Annotated in this window: 21 protein-coding genes and 1 pseudogene; 15 read left to right on the top strand and 7 right to left on the bottom strand. The window is 69.4% G+C overall.

The annotated features are described in order from the left end of the window. Positions 1-259 precede the first annotated feature (259 nt). The 7 genes from ABZ345_RS38360 to ABZ345_RS38330 all read left to right on the top strand — a co-directional run bounded on the left by ABZ345_RS38360 (position 260) and on the right by ABZ345_RS38330 (position 7021). On the top strand, positions 260-667 hold the full coding sequence (locus ABZ345_RS38360; RefSeq protein WP_359859790.1) for a DUF948 domain-containing protein: 408 nt from the start codon (positions 260-262) through the stop codon (positions 665-667). Then, positions 664-933: a hypothetical protein gene (locus ABZ345_RS38355; RefSeq protein WP_359859782.1), complete on the top strand. Its 270-nt coding sequence runs from the start codon at positions 664-666 to the stop codon at positions 931-933. Before ABZ345_RS38360 ends, ABZ345_RS38355 begins: the two co-directional genes overlap by 4 nt. A gap of 70 nt (positions 934-1003) precedes the next feature. Next, positions 1004-3673 (top strand): alanine--tRNA ligase, encoded by a 2670-nt coding sequence (gene alaS, locus ABZ345_RS38350; RefSeq protein WP_359859780.1) that lies wholly within the window; start codon positions 1004-1006, stop codon positions 3671-3673. Next, positions 3660-4148: a Holliday junction resolvase RuvX gene (gene ruvX / locus ABZ345_RS38345; RefSeq protein ID WP_359859778.1), complete on the top strand. Its 489-nt coding sequence runs from the start codon at positions 3660-3662 to the stop codon at positions 4146-4148. The genes alaS and ruvX overlap by 14 nt, the downstream gene beginning before the upstream one ends. Then, complete coding sequence (gene mltG / locus ABZ345_RS38340; protein ID WP_359859776.1) at positions 4145-5368, top strand: endolytic transglycosylase MltG; 1224 nt, start codon at positions 4145-4147, stop codon at positions 5366-5368. Before ruvX ends, mltG begins: the two co-directional genes overlap by 4 nt. After that, on the top strand, positions 5368-6186 hold the full coding sequence (locus tag ABZ345_RS38335; protein WP_359859774.1) for a shikimate dehydrogenase: 819 nt from the start codon (positions 5368-5370) through the stop codon (positions 6184-6186). Before mltG ends, ABZ345_RS38335 begins: the two co-directional genes overlap by 1 nt. 289 nt (positions 6187-6475) lie before the next feature. Further along, positions 6476-7021: a hypothetical protein gene (locus ABZ345_RS38330; protein WP_359859772.1), complete on the top strand. Its 546-nt coding sequence runs from the start codon at positions 6476-6478 to the stop codon at positions 7019-7021. Here the strand turns inward: ABZ345_RS38330 and ABZ345_RS38325 are convergent. From ABZ345_RS38325 to ABZ345_RS38315, 3 genes are read right to left on the bottom strand one after another with little or no spacing between them, the layout of a single operon-like run. Next, complete coding sequence (locus ABZ345_RS38325) at positions 6966-7358, bottom strand: hypothetical protein (protein WP_359859770.1); 393 nt, start codon at positions 7356-7358, stop codon at positions 6966-6968. The genes ABZ345_RS38330 and ABZ345_RS38325 overlap by 56 nt on opposite strands. Continuing rightward, positions 7355-8698 carry a HAMP domain-containing sensor histidine kinase gene (locus ABZ345_RS38320; protein ID WP_359859769.1) on the bottom strand — a complete coding sequence of 448 codons (1344 nt, stop codon included), beginning with the start codon at positions 8696-8698 and terminating at the stop codon, positions 7355-7357. Before ABZ345_RS38320 ends, ABZ345_RS38325 begins: the two co-directional genes overlap by 4 nt. After that, positions 8695-9369 carry a response regulator transcription factor gene (locus ABZ345_RS38315; protein WP_359859767.1) on the bottom strand — a complete coding sequence of 225 codons (675 nt, stop codon included), beginning with the start codon at positions 9367-9369 and terminating at the stop codon, positions 8695-8697. The genes ABZ345_RS38320 and ABZ345_RS38315 overlap by 4 nt, the downstream gene beginning before the upstream one ends. A gap of 102 nt (positions 9370-9471) precedes the next feature. On the opposite strand from ABZ345_RS38315, the pseudogene ABZ345_RS38310 reads away from it, so the two are divergent. Next, a pseudogene (locus tag ABZ345_RS38310) lies at positions 9472-9969 on the top strand (phosphatase PAP2 family protein); the annotation flags it as partial. Between the two features lie 192 nt (positions 9970-10161). Here the strand turns inward: ABZ345_RS38310 and ABZ345_RS38305 are convergent. Genes ABZ345_RS38305 through ABZ345_RS38295 form a run of 3 tightly spaced genes read right to left on the bottom strand, consistent with a single transcriptional unit; the run spans position 10162 to position 12500 of the window. Next, positions 10162-10428, bottom strand: a complete 267-nt coding sequence (locus ABZ345_RS38305) for an HPr family phosphocarrier protein (RefSeq protein ID WP_359859788.1) — start codon at positions 10426-10428, stop codon at positions 10162-10164. 33 nt (positions 10429-10461) lie between these two features. After that, positions 10462-11748: a PTS transporter subunit EIIC gene (locus tag ABZ345_RS38300; RefSeq protein ID WP_359859765.1), complete on the bottom strand. Its 1287-nt coding sequence runs from the start codon at positions 11746-11748 to the stop codon at positions 10462-10464. Further along, positions 11745-12500 (bottom strand): GntR family transcriptional regulator, encoded by a 756-nt coding sequence (locus ABZ345_RS38295; RefSeq protein WP_359859764.1) that lies wholly within the window; start codon positions 12498-12500, stop codon positions 11745-11747. The genes ABZ345_RS38300 and ABZ345_RS38295 overlap by 4 nt, the downstream gene beginning before the upstream one ends. A gap of 110 nt (positions 12501-12610) precedes the next feature. On the opposite strand from ABZ345_RS38295, the gene ABZ345_RS38290 reads away from it, so the two are divergent. From ABZ345_RS38290 to aroQ, 7 genes are all read left to right on the top strand, one after another. Then, on the top strand, positions 12611-12847 hold the full coding sequence (locus ABZ345_RS38290; protein ID WP_359859762.1) for a PTS glucose/sucrose transporter subunit IIB: 237 nt from the start codon (positions 12611-12613) through the stop codon (positions 12845-12847). Then, positions 12844-13299 (top strand): PTS glucose transporter subunit IIA, encoded by a 456-nt coding sequence (locus ABZ345_RS38285; RefSeq protein ID WP_359859760.1) that lies wholly within the window; start codon positions 12844-12846, stop codon positions 13297-13299. The genes ABZ345_RS38290 and ABZ345_RS38285 overlap by 4 nt, the downstream gene beginning before the upstream one ends. 216 nt (positions 13300-13515) lie before the next feature. Further along, positions 13516-13968, top strand: coding sequence for an A24 family peptidase (locus ABZ345_RS38280; protein ID WP_359859758.1), 453 nt, complete (start codon positions 13516-13518; stop codon positions 13966-13968). 13 nt (positions 13969-13981) lie between these two features. Beyond that, positions 13982-15181, top strand: a complete 1200-nt coding sequence (gene aroC, locus ABZ345_RS38275; protein ID WP_359859756.1) for a chorismate synthase — start codon at positions 13982-13984, stop codon at positions 15179-15181. Next, positions 15178-15684: a shikimate kinase gene (locus ABZ345_RS38270; RefSeq protein WP_359859754.1), complete on the top strand. Its 507-nt coding sequence runs from the start codon at positions 15178-15180 to the stop codon at positions 15682-15684. Before aroC ends, ABZ345_RS38270 begins: the two co-directional genes overlap by 4 nt. Beyond that, on the top strand, positions 15681-16787 hold the full coding sequence (gene aroB / locus ABZ345_RS38265; protein ID WP_359859752.1) for a 3-dehydroquinate synthase: 1107 nt from the start codon (positions 15681-15683) through the stop codon (positions 16785-16787). The genes ABZ345_RS38270 and aroB overlap by 4 nt, the downstream gene beginning before the upstream one ends. After that, positions 16784-17212, top strand: a complete 429-nt coding sequence (aroQ, locus tag ABZ345_RS38260; RefSeq protein WP_359859750.1) for a type II 3-dehydroquinate dehydratase — start codon at positions 16784-16786, stop codon at positions 17210-17212. The genes aroB and aroQ overlap by 4 nt, the downstream gene beginning before the upstream one ends. Here aroQ and ABZ345_RS38255 read toward each other — a convergent pair. Further along, on the bottom strand, positions 17173-17427 hold the full coding sequence (locus tag ABZ345_RS38255; protein ID WP_359859748.1) for a hypothetical protein: 255 nt from the start codon (positions 17425-17427) through the stop codon (positions 17173-17175). The two genes, aroQ and ABZ345_RS38255, sit on opposite strands and share 40 nt — an antisense overlap. Positions 17428-17484 lie beyond the last annotated feature (57 nt).

The raw sequence follows: 17484 nt of genomic DNA, 5'->3' as shown, positions 1-17484 counted from the left end.
ACGCCTAGACCGTCGGCCGATGTTCTCCGCGCTGGAGGGCACCAAGGTCATCTGGCCAGACGAGCAGCGCGAACAGGTTGACGCGATCATCCTGCCCCGCCCGGCTGCCCCGTCGCGCCCCGCCCCGCCTCGTCGCGACCCGCCGCGCACCCTTCGCCCGCCGCTGAAGATCAACTACTGGTGCCGCTCATTTGGGTGGCGAGCCCACCCGGTAATCTCACCGGCAATCAAGCCACAACGCCGGTCACCAGGAGGATCCGTGTCGCCAGGGCAGATCGCAGCGCTGGTCGCCGCCGGTGCGTTCGTGCTGCTCGTCATCGTGCTGGCGCTCGTGGCGGTCAAGGCTGCGCGGTTCTTCGACGAGGCCACGATCGCGATGCGCAAGGCGCACGAGAACAGCGACCCGTTGTTCGTCGAGGCCAACACGACGCTGACGCACGTGAACACGCAGCTGGAGCGCGTCGACGGCATCACGGCCAACGCGCGCGCTGTCACCGGCAACGTCTCCGCGCTCACCAGCCTGTTCACCGCGACGCTGGGCGGGCCACTGGTCAAGGCCGCCGCGCTGTCCTACGGCGTGAGCAAGGCCGTGAAGGCCCGCCGCAAGGCCGCGGAGCAGCCGAACAAGCACGCCAAGCGCAGGTCCAGCAGGCGAGGTGCGAAGTGAGTCGTCTCTTCTGGTTCGGGCTGGGTGCGGCCGCCGGGCTCTTCGTCGCGAAGAAGGCCTCCGAGGTCACAAAGCAGGCGACCCCTGCCGGTATCGGCGCTAACGTGGGTGAAGGCCTGCGCGAGCTCGCCGGCGCCATCGGTTCCTTCGGGGCCGAGGTCCGGGCGGGCATGGCCGAACGGGAACAGGAGTTGCAGGAGACCGTGGAACGTCAGACGGGCTTCACGCCGGGGCGTCGAGCGCCCAAGGCGAACGGCAAGCACTAGTCGTTCGCCAGCTGTGACATGCCCTTTGGGCGGGCCCTGACTTCTCCCAGCAACTAGCAAGGACATTCCCGTGCAGACCCACGAGATCATCAAGCGTTTCCGCGAGCACTTCGAGAACGCCGGCCACAAGTACATCCCCAGCGCCTCGCTGCTGCTCGACGACCCGAACCTGCTGTTCGTCAACGCCGGCATGGTGCCGTTCAAGCCGTACTTCCTCGGCGAGGCCCCGCCGCCCGCCCCGCGCATGACGAGCATCCAGAAGTGCGTGCGCACGCCCGACATCGACGAGGTCGGCAAGACCACGCGGCACCTCACGTTCTTCCAGATGGCCGGCAACTTCTCGATCGGCGACTACTTCAAGGAAGACGCCATCCGGCTGGCCTGGGAGCTGGTCACCAAGTCCCAGGACGAGGGCGGCTACGGCTTCGACCCCGAGCGCATCTGGGTGACGGTCTACCTCGACGACGACGAGGCCATCGAGATCTGGCAGAAGGTCGCCGGTCTGCCGTTGGAGCGCATCCAGCGTCGCGACATGGAGGACAACTTCTGGTCGATGGGCGTGCCCGGCCCGTGCGGCCCGTGCTCGGAGATCTACTACGACCGCGGCCCCGAGTACGGCAAGGAGGGCGGCCCGGTCGTCGACGAGGACAGGTACCTGGAGATCTGGAACCTCGTCTTCATGCAGAACATCCGCGGCGAGGGTGGCGCCAAGAAGGACTACCCGATCCTCGGTGAACTGCCCGCCAAGAACATCGACACCGGCATGGGCGTCGAGCGCGTCGCCTACCTGCTGCAGGGCGTCGACAACGTCTACGAGACCGACCTGGTCCGCGCCGTCATCAACAAGGCCGAGGAACTGTCCGGCCGCAAGTACGGCGCCAACGAGGTCGACGACGTCCGGTTCCGCGTCATCGCCGACCACGCCCGCAGCGGTGTGCTGCTGGTCGGTGACGGTGTCACGCCCGGCAACGAGGCCCGCGGCTACGTGCTGCGCCGCCTGCTGCGCCGCATCATCCGCAGCAGCCGCCTGCTGGGCGTGAACGAGCCGGTGCTGCAGCAGTTCGCCGAGGTCGTCCGCGACTCGATGGGCGAGGCCTACCCCGAGTTGGTCAGCGGGTTCGCCCGCATCCAGCAGGTGCTCAAGGCCGAGGAGGACACGTTCCTGCGCACGCTCGACGCCGGTTCGCGGATCTTCGAGAGCGCCGCCAACGAGGTGAAGTCGGACGGCCGCGCCACACTGCCCGGCGACAAGGCCTTCCAGCTGCACGACACGTACGGCTTCCCGATCGACCTCACGCTGGAGATGGCCTCCGAGGCCGGCCTGAGCGTCGACGAGGACGGCTTCCGCAAGCTCATGGCCGAGCAGCGTGCTCGCGCCAAGGCCGACGCCGCCGGCAAGAAGACCGGCCACGGCGACCAGACCGTGTACCGCGAGCTGCTCGAGCAGGGCCCGACCGAGTTCACCGGCTACACCGAGCTCGCCTCCGAGGCCACGCTGCGCGGCATCGTGAGCAACGGTCAGCGCGTCAAGAGTGCCAAGGAAGGCGACATCGTCGAGGTCGTCCTCGACCGCACGCCGCTCTACGCCGAGTCCGGTGGCCAGGAGTCCGACGCTGGCACGATCGTCACCGGCAACGCCGAGCTCGAGGTGCTCGACGTGCAGAAGGTCGCCCGCAAGCTGTGGGTGCACCAGGTGCGCGTCGTGAACGGCGAGATCAGCGAGGGCGAGCACGTCGAGGCCCGCGTCGACCCGGAGTGGCGCGTTGGTGCCCGCCAGGGTCACTCGGGCACGCACGTCGTGCACGCCGCCCTGCGCCAGGTGCTCGGCCCGTCGGCCCTGCAGAGCGGTTCGTACAACAAGCCCGGCTACCTGCGGCTCGACTTCGCCTGGACGGGTGGTCTGTCGAGCGAGGCCAAGTCCGAGATCGAAGAGGTCTCGAACCTCGCCGTGCGCAAGGACCTGCCGGTCAGCATCGTCTACACCGACATGGCCGGTGCCCAGGACATGGGCGCCGTCGCCCTGTTCGGAGAGACCTACGACGAGACCGTCCGCGTCATCGAGATCGGTGGCCCGTGGTCGCGCGAGCTCTGCGGTGGCACGCACGTCGAGCACTCGTCGCAGATCGGCCCGATCACGCTGCTCGGCGAGTCGTCGGTCGGTTCCGGCGTGCGTCGTCTCGAGGCCTACGTCGGCATCGAGGCCATGCGGTTCCTGGCCAAGGAACGCGCCATCGTGCAGAACCTCTCCGACATGCTCAAGGTCGGCTCCGACGGCCTGCCCGAGCGGATCGAGTCGCTGGTCGAGCGGCTGAAGTCCGCCGAGAAGGAGCTCGAGAAGGTCCGCGCCGCCCAGCTGCTCGGCAACGCCGGCTCGCTGGCCGACAAGGCTCTGGACGTGCGCGGCCTGTCGCTGGTGGCCCTCGGCCTGGAGGGCGTGTCGGGCAACGACCTGCGCACGCTCGGCGGTGAGGTCCGCAACCGCCTGGGCAGCAAGCCCGGTGTGGTGGCCCTGTTCTCGGTCGACGGCGACAAGGTCAGCTTCGTGGTGGCCACCACGGCCGCCGCCCGCGACCTGGGCCTGGCCGCCGGCAAGCTCGTGCCGGTGTTCGGCCCGGCCATCGCCGCCCGCGGTGGCGGCAAGCCGGACCTGGCCCAGGGCGGCGGCACGAACCCGGCCGGCGTGCCCGAGGCCATCACGGCCCTCACCAACGAACTGGACAAGGTGCTTGAGCAGCGCTGACTCACCTGGTGTCGACGACCCGGGCCTGGGACGCAGGCTCGGCGTCGACGTCGGATCGGTTCGCGTGGGAATTTCTCTCAGCGATCCAGGTGCTTTCCTGGCCACTCCGCTGGTTACCCTCCAGCGTGACGAGAAGCGCGGCTCGGACCTCACCGAGCTCGTACGTCTCGTGGCCGAGCATGACGTCGTCGAGGTCGTGGTCGGCCTGCCGAAGACACTGGCTGGACGGCACGGACCGGCAGCGGAGGCGGCGACCGCGTACGCTGCCGCCTTGGCCGGACGCGTCGCCCCCGTGCCGGTCCGGCTGACCGACGAACGACTGACGACGGTCGTGGTGAGCCGGGTGCTGGCACAGCGCGGTGTGAAGGGCAAGAAGCAGCGTGCCGTGGTCGACCAGGCTGCCGCTGTCGAGATCCTGCAGTCTTGGCTGGACGCACGGGCACGCGTTGTGGCCGCCCGAAAGGACGAGGTGTGAGCGACGATCTCGGGTTGTTCACCGACCCCGACGCCGACGAACGCGAGCGGCGTCCGCGGGGGCGCGACCGTGAGCGCGAGAGCGCCCGCAACAAGGCGAAGAAGCGCAAGAAGACGATCCTGTGGCTCGTCGTCGCGATGGTCCTCGCCGTGGGCCTGGGCGGTGCCTACTACGGCTACCGCGAGCTGCGCGGCATCGGCTCCTACGACGACTTCCCCGGCAGCGGCGAGGCCGACGCCATCGTCGAGGTCCAGGACGGCGACGTGGTCAGCGCCATCGCCTCCACCCTGTACGACAACGGCGTCATCGCCTCCGCGCGCGCCTTCATCGAGGCCAGCAAGACCGACGCCCGCGTGACGTCGATCCAGCCCGGCTTCTACCTGATGAAGACGAAGATGTCCGGCGAGCAGGCCGTGGCCCGCATGGTCGACCCGAAGACCCGCGTGCCCGCCGTGCAGATCGTCGGCGGCATCAAGCTCACCGACATCAAGGTGGGCGACAAGATCGTCAAGGGCATCTACTCCCAGCTCGCCGACGCCAGCTGCACGGAGAAGGACGGCGCCAAGAAGTGCCTGACCGTCGACGAGATCAAGGCCGCCGCTGAGCAGACCGACCCGGTCGCGCTGGGCGTGCCGGACTGGGCGCTGACCGACGTGAAGCGCGCCGACCCCCAGTACCGCCTCGAAGGTCTGATCATGCGAGGCGTCTACCAGGTCAAACCGGGTGTGAGCGCCGTCGAGCTGATCCGCAGCGTGATCGTGTCGTCCGCGCAGAAGCTGGCGGGCATCGGCATCCCCGGCGGCACCATGAACACCGGCTTCCGTCCCTACGAGGTCCTGGTCATGGCCTCGCTGGTCGAGAAGGAAGCCATCGAGAAGGACTTCGGCAAGGTCTCCCAGGTCATCTACAACCGCCTGAAGAAGCCGATGGCCCTGCAGTTCGACTCGACCATCAACTACAAGAACAACCAGCCCCACATCCGTACCTCGGACGCCGACCGCGACAAGCCGGGCCCGTACAACACGTACCTGACCCCGGGCCTGCCCCCGACGCCGATCGGCTCGCCGTCGCAGCAGGCCGTCGCCGCCGCGATCAAGCCCGAGGGCGGCGACATCCTGTACTTCGTGAAGTGCCAGCAGGACGGCACGTCGTGCTTCGCGACCACCTTCGACGAGCACAACGCGAACGACCAGAAGGCCCAGCGGGACGGCATCTACTAGTGCGTCGTGCCGCGGTGATCGGTTCGCCGATCGAACACTCGCTCTCTCCTGTGCTGCACAACGCCGCGTATGCCGCGCTGGGCCTGGACTGGGAGTACACGCGACTGGAGTGCGCCGAGTCCGAAGTGGACTCTCTGGTCGCGTCGCTGGGCCCGGAGTGGGTCGGGCTTTCGTGCACCATGCCCACGAAACGGGCTGCGTTGGCGGTGGCTTCATCGGTCACCCCGCGTGCGACGGCGGTGGGCGCGGCGAACACGTTGGTGCGCACCGAATCCGGGTGGCACGCCGACTGCACCGATGTGGACGGTGTCGTGGGAGCCTTGCGAGAGAAGGGGTTCTCCGGCGGGTCGTCCGGGGTCGTGATCGGGGCGGGCGGGACGGCTACCGCTGTTCTCGCCGGGTTCGCCGATCTCGGGATCTCTTCGGCTTACCTCGTGGTGCGGGATACTTCTCGTGCTGCCGAGGCTGTGGCCACGGCCGCTCGCGTCGGGGTCTCGGTCGAGGTGCTGGCTCTGTCCTCTGTGGACCTCGCCACGCTGGCGGCCGCTGCGGACGTCGTGGTGTCCACGGTTCCGGCCGAGGCGACGGTGCCGCTGGCCTCCGCCCTGGCTCGGGCGCCTTACGTGCTGGACGTGATCTACCACCCGTGGCCCACGCCGGTCGCCGAGGCGGTGCAGGCGTCCGGGGCGCGGCTGGCCACCGGGCTGGACATGTTGCTGCACCAGGCGTTCGGGCAGGTGGAACAGTTCACCGGGCAGGCCGCGCCACAGGAGGTCATGCGCTCGGCGCTGGCCGCCGAACTCGCCTCGCGCTCCTAGCAAGACCTGGGATTCGTAACTTTCGTCTACATCCATCGCTGTGGAATACCTGGCGCGCGGGTCGTGTGGTTGCCTGAACATGACTCGTTTGACTCCGGACGATAGCCGATCGCTCCGGGGTCATCGCATGCCGGTGTCCCTGCCTCGAGGGGTGTCGGTGGCGGGACGCACGGGTGTGTCCGCCGGGGGCTCCGCACGGGCGCGGGGGTTTGCCGGCTTACACCACGGCCGCCGGTGCGTCCCGCCTCTCCCTAGGATGAGCGGGGTGGAGATCCCCGGGCTCGGACCAGTGACGAAAGATCAGTTCGGCTCCGTGGTCAGCGCACCGATTCCGGTGCCGATGTTCGGCAACGCCGCCCTGCCGTTCGTCGTGGAGGACTACCGGGCCTACAAGAAGGACCGGGCCAAGGAAGACTTCCAAACGGCCATCCGCACATTCCTGGAACTGGACCGCTCAGCGCTCGAAGAAGCCGGCCCCGCGGTTTTCGCCTACTACCAGGACGCGGCGGACGACCTCCCCGATTTCCCGCGCATCGCGGGCCCTGGTGACGTCTGGGACCACGTCACGTTCGACACGTACGAGGCGGGCGTCGGGCGGGACGGTCCGGGCCGGCCGGTCTACGTCTCGGTCGAGTGCGAGTGCGCGTGGCAACCGGAGCACGGGTTGCAGCTGGTGTTCCGCGATGGCGCGCGAGTGACCAAGGTCGGTCCGTACGACGGTCATCTCACCAATGCGTCGGCGTACGGCGACGAAGACCTCCGGGACGTCGTCTACGTGGCTAAGGGCAGTCGAAGCCGGACGCCGGGACACCTTCCACCTTCGCCCGACTGGTGACGGCCGTGCAGTAGAGCTGGAACTGCGCGAACTTCGACAACGGCCCCATGTCGTCGGGCAGCACGATGAGGTTCGGCGACACCGCGTAGACCCGGGACGCGCTGGCCGGGACCTCGCTGCTCAGGCCGAGCTTCTTCTCCTCCTCGGTGGGGCCGACCATGAGCAGGTTGATGGCGGTGGCCGTGTCCACCGCGCCGGAGTAGGAGCGGGTGCGGCGCACCAGTTCCTTGCCCGAGGCGGCGACCAGGTAGACCGTCAGCTCGTGCGAGGAGACGGTCGGGGCCTCCGCGCCGGTGAGGATCGGCGTCGGCCGTACACCGCAGGAAGCGAGCATCACCAGGGCAAGCGCAACGTGAAGACCGCGCCGCCCGAGGGCGCGTTGGCTGCTTCGATGGTGCCGCCGTGCAGGCGTGCGTTCTCCCATGCGATCGCCAATCCCAGACCGCTGCCCTCGGAACGGGAGCGGGCCGTGTCTGCCTTGTAGAAGCGGTCGAAGATGTGGGGGAGGGCGTCCGCGGGGATGCCCGGGCCGTTGTCGGCCACCTGGATCACACCAGGCCGCACGGCCACTCGCACAGGGGCGCCACCGTGCTTCAGGGCGTTGCCGACGAGGTTGGCCACGATCACGTCGAGGCGGCGGCGGTCGACCCGGCCGGTGACGCCGGGAGGAAGATCCGCGTCCACCGACGACGTCCAGCCGCGCGCGGCCAGGGAGTCGCGGACGGCCGTGCCGATGTCCCACTCGTCGAGCTCGAGCAGGTTGCGGCCCTCGTCGAAGCGCGAGATCTCCATCAGGTCGTTGACCAGGCGGGTGAGCTTGCGCGTCTCGGTCGACACCAGGCGGGCCGCGACCGCCGTGTCCGCGGGCAGGGACGCGGCGTCCTCGTCCAGGACGGCCGTCACGGCGTTCATGGCCGTGAGAGGCGTGCGGAGCTCGTGGGACACGTCGGCCACGAAGCGACGAGAGGCGGCCTGGGTGGCCTCCAGCTGCTCGGCGGCGCTGTTGAACGTGCGGGCCAGGTCGGAAAGCTCGTCGGCGCCTCGTTCCTCGACACGGGTGTCCAGGTGGCCCGAGCCGAGCGCGCGGGCGGCGTCGCCCAGGCGGCGGACCGGGCGCAGGACGCCGCGGGCCGTGAACAGCGCCAGGCCGAGGGCCAGGGGCAGCACCAGGCTGACACCCACCCAGGCCGCCTTCGCGAAGCTGTCGATGGCGCGCTGAGGGCCGCCCAGAGACGTCCAGGCCCACACCTCGACGCCGGTGGGGGAGCCGTCGGGGCGCAGCAACGGGATGCCGACGAACACGTACGGATCGACGAAGTCCGTGCGCCGCTGCCAGATCACCGTCCTGCTCGTCTTCAACGCCGTGCGCATCTCCTCGGGTATGGAGGAGATGTCCGGCCCGCGAGAGTGAAGCCCCTGGTAGAGGATGACCGCGGAACCGCGCAGGTAGTTGGCGAAGTCGTCGAGGTCCTGCTGGGCCGGCGGCACGGTCAGCCGGGGCGCGTAGGAGCGGACGTCGTTGACCAGCGGGTTCATGAACCCGTCCTGCGCGTCCTCCAGGAGCAGGTTGCGGGCGGTCGCGTACGAGGCACCGGCCGCCGCCACCGCGCCGAGCAGGGTCAGCAGCAGGAAGGCCGCCATCAGCCGGGGCCGCAGGCCGCGGAAGAGCGACCTCATCGCGGGCCGAAGCGATAGCCGAAGCCGCGCACCGTGTGGACGTAGCGGGGTTCGGAGGGCACGTCCTCGATCTTGGCCCGCAGCCGCTGGACGCACGCGTCGACGAGCCGCGAGTCGCCGAGGTAGTCGTGCTCCCAGACGGCTTCGAGGATCTGCTGGCGGGTCAGCACACGGCCGGGCGTGCGCGACAGCTCGAGGATCAGCTTCAGCTCGGTGGGCGTCAGGGCGACCTTCACGTCGTCCTTCAGCACCTGCAGGCCGGCGCGGTCGATCACCAGCGACCCGTGGCGTTCGATGCTGGACGGTTCGGAGACGGTCCGGCGCAGCACCGCGCGGATCCGGGCCTCCAGGACGCGCGGCTCGACGGGCTTCACCACGTAGTCGTCGGCACCCGCCTCCAGGCCCGCGACCACGTCGAAGTCGTCGCCACGAGCCGTGAGCATGATGATCGGCACCTCGGCCTGCATGCGCATCCGGCGGCACGTCTCGAAGCCGTCGATGCCCGGCAGCATGATGTCCAGCACGACGATGTCGGGGCGTGACTCGCGGAGGCGTTCGACGCCTTCCTCACCTGTTCCCGCCGCCCGGACGTCGTGTCCCTGGCGGCGCAACGCCAGGCCGAGTCCTTCACGCACAGACGGGTCGTCCTCGACCAGCAACACCATCGCCACGAGATCCATTATCTGCGGGCGACGGGACCCGCGCCGGTTCTGTAGCGCAACCATGACATGGCGTGGACCTTCCCGTAGAGCGGCACGCGGAGTCTCGGGTTCATGGTCGGAAGCTTGGTGGGATTCCTCTTCACGTACTTCGCGCTGGTGTGGACGTCGTTCGGGCAGAAGGCGGAGAACGCCGCGTTGCCCGAGTTGTCACTGCAGCGTTCGTGGGCGTCCAACGTGGACATGGCGATCATCGTCGCCGCGGTCCTCGTGATCCTGATCGCGCGCAAGAAGGCGTTTCCGCCGTTGCTGCTGCTCGGCGGGTCGGTGTTGCTCGCGCAGTTGCTGAAGCTCAACGTGCTGGTGCGGCCCGAACTGGACGAGGAAGCGGTGCTGGTGCACAACAGCTTCCCGAGTGGACACACGACGGCCGCGGTGGCGTCGGTGATCGCGGTGACCATGGCGGTGCCGCGCAGGTTCGCCCTCTGGGTCGCGGTGCCCGGCGCGATCGGCGCGGGCGCGGTGGCGGCGGAGACGGTGTCGCTGGGCTGGCACCGGTTCAGCGACACGCTCGGCGCGGCGCTGCTGGTCTCGACGCTCGCGTTCCTGGTGCTGCTGCGGTGGACCGCGGGGCTGGTCGTGCCGCCCGCGCTCGCGGCGGGCGGGGTGTGGCTGATGGTGACGTACCCGCAGGCCACGCCGTCGACCTTGGCCGGCGTCGTGACCGCGGGTGTCGTCCTGCACTTCGGGTGGGCTGTGAGCGACCTCAGGAAGGCCCCGGAGCACTCACAGCCCGGACACGACTCACTCGTCGTGGTCGGTGGCGATCAGTTCGGCGATGACGTCCAGAGCAGCGTCCGCTCCGTCCCCATCGGCGCTGAGCACCACCTCGTCACCGTGCATGGCGCCCAGGGTCATCAGACCCAGAACACTCGCCGCGTCCACGGCTTCGCCGCCGTCCTTGGCGATGGTGACCGTCACCGGCTGGTCGGCGGCGGCCTTCGCCAGCAGTGCGGCGGGCCGGGCGTGCAGCCCGACCTTGCTGGCCACGGTGACCCGTCGCTCGGCCATGATGGTTCCTCCCGGTAGAGCTGGTTGTGCTGGTTACTTCTCGTTCGTGGCGGGATTCTCGCGCGTCTCGCGCGTGACCCGCTCGGACGTGGTGAGAACGGACTCGTCGGCTTCCGGCGACTCGTCGTCCTCGCGGCCCGGCGTCTTCAGGTTCCACTTGGTGATGACCCAGCGGAACAGGAAGTAGTACACCACCGCGTAGATCAGGCCGAGGATGATCAGCAGCCACGGCTTGGTCGCGATGTTCCAGTTCAGGATGAAGTCGATCGCACCGGCCGAGAACGAGAAGCCGTCGTGGATGCCGAGCGCGTTCGCGATCGCCAGCGAGGTGCCGGTCAGCACCGCGTGGATGACGTACAGCGGCCACGCGACGAACATGAACGCGAACTCGAGCGGCTCCGTCACACCGGTGATGAACGCGGTGAGCGCGGCGGAGCCCATGATGCCGCCGATGATCTTCTTCTGGCTCGGGCGCGCCGTGTGGACGATCGCGAGCGCCGCCGCCGGGAGGGCGAACATCAGGATCGGGAAGAAGCCGGTCTGGAACGTTCCCGCCGACGGGTCGTTGGCGAAGAAGCGCGGGATGTCACCGGTCTTGCCGTTGAACTCGCCGAACTGGAACCACACGACGTTGTTGATGATGTGGTGCAGGCCGAGCGGGATCAGCAAACGGTTGATCATGCCGTAGAGACCGGCACCGATGATCGTGCTGCCCGTGACCCACTCGCCGAGCGCTGTGATGCCCGAGTTGAACAGCGGGTACAGCAGGCCCAGCACCACGCCGACGACGATCATGACACCGGCGACGATGATCGGCACGAAGCGGCGGCCGCCGAAGAACGCCAGGTACGGGGGCAGCTTGATGCGGTGGAAACGCTGCCACAGCAGCGCGGTCAGGATGCCGACGACGATACCGCCGAGCACCTTGTAGTCGATCAGTACCGGCTTCGCGAGCGGGTCGGTCGGCTGGTCGAGGATCAGCGGCGACAGGGCCTTGAAGATGCTCTGCAGCACGGTGTAGCCGACGACGGCGGCCAGTGCCGTGGAGCCGTCACCGCGCCGGGCGAACCCGACCGCGATGCCGACGGCGAACAGCAGGGCGAGATTGCCGAACAGCGCGTCGCCGGCCGCGCCGACTACCGCGGCGACGGCGTTCCAGCCGAGACCTTCCTTGCCCAGTAGGTCGTCTTGACCGGCGCGGAGCAAGAGGCCTGCCGCGGGCAGCACGGCGATCGGCAGCATGAGGCTGCGACCGAAGCGTTGCAACGTGGCGAGGCCCTTGATCTCACGACCGCCCGTTTGTGCGGCGTCGGTGCTCATCGGGTACCTCCCTTGGCGGAGTTCGGTCCGGTACCCGGGACGGTCCGGTCCAGTTGCATGGTCACCTGGTAGAGATCGCCCCGGTACCAGGAAGTCACGTCTTCACAAGGCCGCCCCTGCGCGCTGGCGACCCTTCGGAACACGAGCAGCGGGCTGCCCTTGCGGACGTCGAGCGCCTTGGCCGTGTCGGCGTCGGCGGTCTCGGCCCACACGGTCTGCCTCGCTTCGTCGAGCTGCACCCCGTACTTCGCCGCGAAGAGCTCGTAGAGCGACCCCGTGAGGTCGCACCGGTCGAGCTCGGGCAGCAGGTGCGGGCTGTACCAGCCGGCCTCGAGAGCCAGCGGTGCCCCGTCGGCCCTGCGCAGCCGCACCACGCGGTAGGCGTACTCCTCGGCGTCCAGCCCCAGCGAGGCCTTCGAACCGGGAGCCCCCTGCCCGCAGCTGATCACCTCGGTGCTCGGCTCGAGCCCGCGAGCCTTCATCTCCGAGGTGAACGAGGCCAGCAGGAGCTGCAGGTCGTAGCGCCGCCGTGCGGTGAACGTCCCACGCCCCTTCGCCCTGGTGAGCAGGCCGTCGGCGACCAGTTGGCCGACTGCGGCCCGCACTGTGATGCGGGACACTCCGTACCGCTCGGCGAGGTCGCGCTCGGACGGGATGGGCGAGCCCGGAGCGAGGTCGTGCTCGGCGAGTCGGCGCAGGATCTCGCGGAGCTGCGCGTGCTTGGGCTTGGGCCCGTCCACGATCTCGTGCATTCGCTCACCTCCTCGCAGTGGTACTTTCCGGTCTAGACCAGTTGGTGCGGGAGAATGCTCCGCACACTCAGTGGGTGTCAACCGCTGTTACGGGAACGAGAGGTACGAACGTGGCTGACGAGAAGGCGCAGAAGATCGTCGAGGCGCTGGGTGGCGCGTCCAACATCGTCGAGATCGAGCCCTGCATCACCCGTCTGCGGTGTGAGCTCGAAGACGGTTCCCTCGTCGACGAGAAGGCTCTGAAGTCGTTGGGAGCACACGGAGTCATGCGCTCCGGCAACGTCGTCCAGGTCGTCGTCGGCCCCGAGGCGGACACGATCGCGTCGGACATCGAGGACATCCTGTGAGCCTGCGCGTCGGCAGCCCCGTGGCCGGCCGCGTGGTCGCGCTCTCCGCAGTCCCGGACCCGGTCTTCTCGCAGGCGATGGTCGGCCCCGGCGTGGCCGTCGAGCCGCTCCGATCGCGGTCCGACGTCGTCTCACCCGTCGACGGCACCGTCGTGACGCTGCACCCGCACGCGTTCGTGGTGGCCACCGGTGACGGCGCGGCGGTGCTGGTCCACCTGGGCATCGACACCGTGAAGCGCAAGGGCGAGGGCTTCGAGCTGCACGTGGTCAAGGGCGAGCAGGTGCTGGCCGGTCAGCGGATCGTGACCTGGGACCCGGCCGAGGTCGAGGCGGCGGGGTTCGCGCCGATCTGCCCGGTGATCGCGCTGGACGCGGCGGCCGAGGTGCTTGGTGACCTGGCGGTGGACGTGGACGTGGCGGCGAACGACGCCCTGTTCGACTGGTCTCGCTGAACCCGGCCTCGCTCAGTTCCCGATCTTGTCGGTGGTCCTCGCCAAGTTGGTTGCGAGGGGATCCCAGGCCGGGGGTACCCCTGCGCGAGCGTGCCGAGCTGGAGTTCCGGGCGTTTTCCCAGCCTGAAGTAGGGCACGGTGGAACCCGTGCGTGAATGGACCGTTCACGACGGGCCGCGATTTGGCCCGAGTCGTACCGAGCAGGACCGTGGTGCCATGACCACGGTCCTGCTCGCGTCTTTCCTGGGTTCGTTGTGGACGGTCGCCGCCGTCCTGGACGCACCACCCTCGTCGTACCTGCTGGCCTGGTTCGGAATCGTGCTCGCGGCGACGGACCTGCGGCACCACCGGTTGCCGGACGCCCTGACCCTCCCTCTGGGCGCACTGCTGCTGCTCCTTCAGTTCCACAGGCTGGGAGCCGCGGCCCTGACGGCGCTCCTCTTCGGTGGCGCTCATCTCGCGATCCGGCGCGTCAGACCGGCGCTCATGGGCGGCGGCGACGTGAAACTCGCAGCCGCACTCGGCGCCACTCTCACGCTGCCGTCGCTCTTACCTGCGGCGATCCTGTCCAGTGCGGTCACACTGGCGATGGCCGCGGTCAAACGCAGCCGAAGAGTGCCCCACGGCCCGGGGTTGCTGGCCGCCACCTGGGCGTTGACGACGCTGTGAAAGGATTGTGAACGTGCTGCGCTGGATCACCGCTGGAGAGTCACACGGCCCCGCTCTCGTCGCCGTCCTGGAGGGCATGCCCGCCGGTGTCGAGGTGACGACGGACGATCTCGTCGCCCAGCTCGGGCGCCGCAGGCTCGGTTTCGGCCGAAGCCCGCGCATGGGCTTCGAGCAGGACGAGGTCGAGATCCTCGGCGGCGTGCGTCACGGCAAGACCCAAGGTGGCCCGGTCGCGGTCACCATCGGCAACTCCGAGTGGCCCAAGTGGCAGACCGTGATGTCGCCGGACCCCGTCGACCCGAGCCTGCTCAAGCCGACCGGCCGCAACGAGGCCCTGACGCGGCCCCGGCCCGGTCACGCGGACCTGCCGGGCATGCAGAAGTTCGGCTTCGACGAGGCGCGCCCCGTGCTCGAACGCGCGTCCGCCCGCGAGACCGCGGCCCGCACCGCCCTCGGCACGGTCGCACGCCAGTTCCTGCAGCAGCTGCTGGGCGTGCAGATCCTCAGCCACGTGGTGTCGATCGGCAAGGCCGAGACGCCCGAGGACGCCGCGCTGCCCACCCCGGACGACCTGCCCGCGATCGACGAGTCGCCGGTGCGCTGCTTCGACGCGCGCGGCACCGACGCGATGGTCGCCGAGGTCGAGGCCGTCAAGGAGGCCGGCGACACGGTCGGCGGCGTCATCGAGGTGCTCGCGTACGGGTTGCCGCCGGGCCTCGGCTCGCACGTGCACTGGGACCGCCGCCTCGACGCCCGCCTGGCCGCCGCGCTGATGGGCGTGCAGGCCATGAAGGGCGTGGAGATCGGCGACGGTTTCACGTCGGCGCGCAGGTGGGGTTCGCAGGCCCACGACGAGATCGACCGCGGCAGCGGCCCGGTCGGCGTCACGCGCCGCTCGAACCGCGCCGGTGGCCTCGAGGGCGGCATCACCAACGGCGAGATCCTCCGTGCGCGCGTGGCGATGAAGCCCATCTCGACCGTCCCACGTGCACTGTCCACTGTGGATGTCCGAACGGGAGAGCCGGCCGTCGCGATCCACCAGCGCTCGGACGTCTGCGCCGTGCCGCGCGCCGGTGTCGTGCTGGAGTCCGTCGTGGCGCTGGTGCTCGCCGAGGCCGCGCTGGAGAAGTTCGGCGGCGACTCGCTCGACGAGACGCGCCGCAACGCCCACGCGTACCTGAAGGCCCTGGAAGCCCGCTGGGAGGGCATGTGAGCCCGCGGTACGTGGTGGTCGGGCCTCCCGGGGCCGGCAAGACCACGATCAGCGAGCTGCTGGCCGAGCGCCTGAGCCTGCCGTTCCGCGACGTCGACGCGGACATCGTCGAGCTGGCCGGCAAGCCGATCTCGGACATCTTCACCGACGACGGCGAGCCCGTCTTCCGCGCCATGGAAGAAGAAGCCGTCGCGAAGGCCCTCGTCGAACACGAGGGCGTGCTGGCTCTCGGCGGGGGAGCGGTGCTGTCCGCCACCACGCGCGAGCGCCTTCGCGAGCACACCGTCGTGTTCCTGAACGTGGGCATGGCCGAGGGCGTGCGCCGCACCGGCCTGTCCTCCGCACGCCCGCTGCTGTCCGGCATGAACCCGCGCGCCACGTTCAAGGCGCTGCTGGACGCGCGGCTGCCGCTGTATCGAGAGGTCGCGACGGTCGAGGTGCTGACCGACTCGCTCGACCCGCAGCAGGTGGCCGACGCGGTGATCAAGGGAGTTGGACGATGACCGAGCCCGCGCGCATCCGGGTCGCCGCCGAGAAGCCCTACGACGTGGTCATCGGCCGCGGTCTGCTGGGCGACATCGTCAGCTTTCTGACGGGCACCGCCAAGATCGCGATCATCCACCAGCCGACGCTCGCCGCCACGGCCGAGGTCCTGGTCGACGAGCTGAAGGCCGTCGGCGCCGACGCCCACCGCGTCGAGGTCCCGGACGCCGAGGACGGCAAGGACCTCGCGGTAGCCGGCTTCTGCTGGGACGTCCTGGGCAAGATCGGCCTGTCGCGCACAGACGTCGTCGTCGGCCTCGGCGGCGGCGCGGTGACCGACCTCGCGGGCTTCGTCGCCTCCACGTGGATGCGCGGCGTGCGCCTGGTGAACATCCCGACGACGCTGCTCGGCATGGTCGACGCGGCCGTAGGCGGCAAGACCGGCATCAACACCGACGCGGGCAAGAACCTCGTGGGCACCTTCTACGAGCCCGACGCCATCTTCGTCGACCTCGCCACCCTGGAAACCCTGCCGCGCAACGAGCTCGTCGCCGGCATGGCCGAGATCGTGAAGGGCGGCTTCATCGCCGACCCGGTGATCCTCGACCTCATCGAGGCCGATCCCCAGGCCGCCCTGGACCCCACCGGCGAGGTGCTCGCCGACCTGGTCCGCCGCAAGATCCAGATCAAGGCCGACGTCGTCACCAGCGACCTCCGCGAGTCGTCCCTGCGCGAGATCCTCAACTACGGCCACACCCTCGGCCACGCCATCGAACGCCGCGAGCGCTACCGCTGGCGTCACGGCGCCGCGATCAGCGTGGGCCTGGTCTTCGCCGCCGAACTGGCCCGCCTGGCAGGCCGCCTCGACGACGAGACGGCCGACCGCCACAAGCGCGTCCTGGAGCTCCTCGGCCTGCCGACCTCCTACGACCCGGACGCCCTCCCGCAGCTCATGGAGGGCATGAAGGTCGACAAGAAGAACAAGGCGGGCGTGCTCCGCTTCGTGGTCCTCGACGGCCTGGCCAAGCCCGGCCGCCTCGAAGGCCCCGACCCCGCTCTCATCGCCGCCGCCTACTCGGCCGTGGCTGCTGAGCCCAAGACCGGCGGGACGGTGCTGCTGTGAAGGTCCTCGTCCTCAACGGCCCCAACCTCGACCGCCTCGGCACCCGCGAGCCCCTCATCTACGGCAGCACCACTCACGCCGACCTCGTCGAGATGTGCGTCGCCGAGGGCAAGGAGCTCGGCTTCGAGGTCGAGGTCCGCCAGACCCACCACGAGGGAGAGATGGTGGGGTGGCTGCACGAGGCCGCCGACGCCTCGATCCCCGTCGTGCTGAACGGCGCCGCCTGGACCCACTACTCGATCGCCCTGCGCGACGCGTGCTCGCAGCTCACGGCGCCCCTGGTCGAGGTGCACATCTCGAACATCCACCAGCGCGAGGAGTTCCGGCACCACAGCGTCATCTCGGCGGTCGCGAACGGCGTGATCGCGGGGCTGGGCGTGGAGGGCTACCTGCTCGCGCTGCGCTGGCTGTCGCTCAAGAAGTAGCGCCACCCGAGCAGCGCGATCGCCGCGAGCGCGGTGGCGGCGAGCATGACCTGTTCCGCCCTGCTCGCGTTCGGTCGCACGCGGGTCACACCTGCTGATCGCTTCGGATTTGTCACGAACACGACGTCTCTGCCCACGTGGTGCAGCTGCACCACTGCGCTGTTGTCACCGACCTCGCCCGAGAGATTGTTGCGCGTGCGGAACTCGTCGGTCATGGCCGTCCTTTGCTGGAACTCGCGGTGGGGATGGCTTTTATGGAACCACCGACGACC

Origin of the sequence: Lentzea sp. NPDC005914, from assembly GCF_040629405.1 — a bacterium.
In the GTDB taxonomy this organism is placed as follows: Bacteria; Actinomycetota; Actinomycetes; order Mycobacteriales; family Pseudonocardiaceae; genus Lentzea.
The sequence above is the reverse complement of the archived record's forward strand: the minus strand, read 5'-3'. Positions and strand labels throughout refer to the sequence as shown.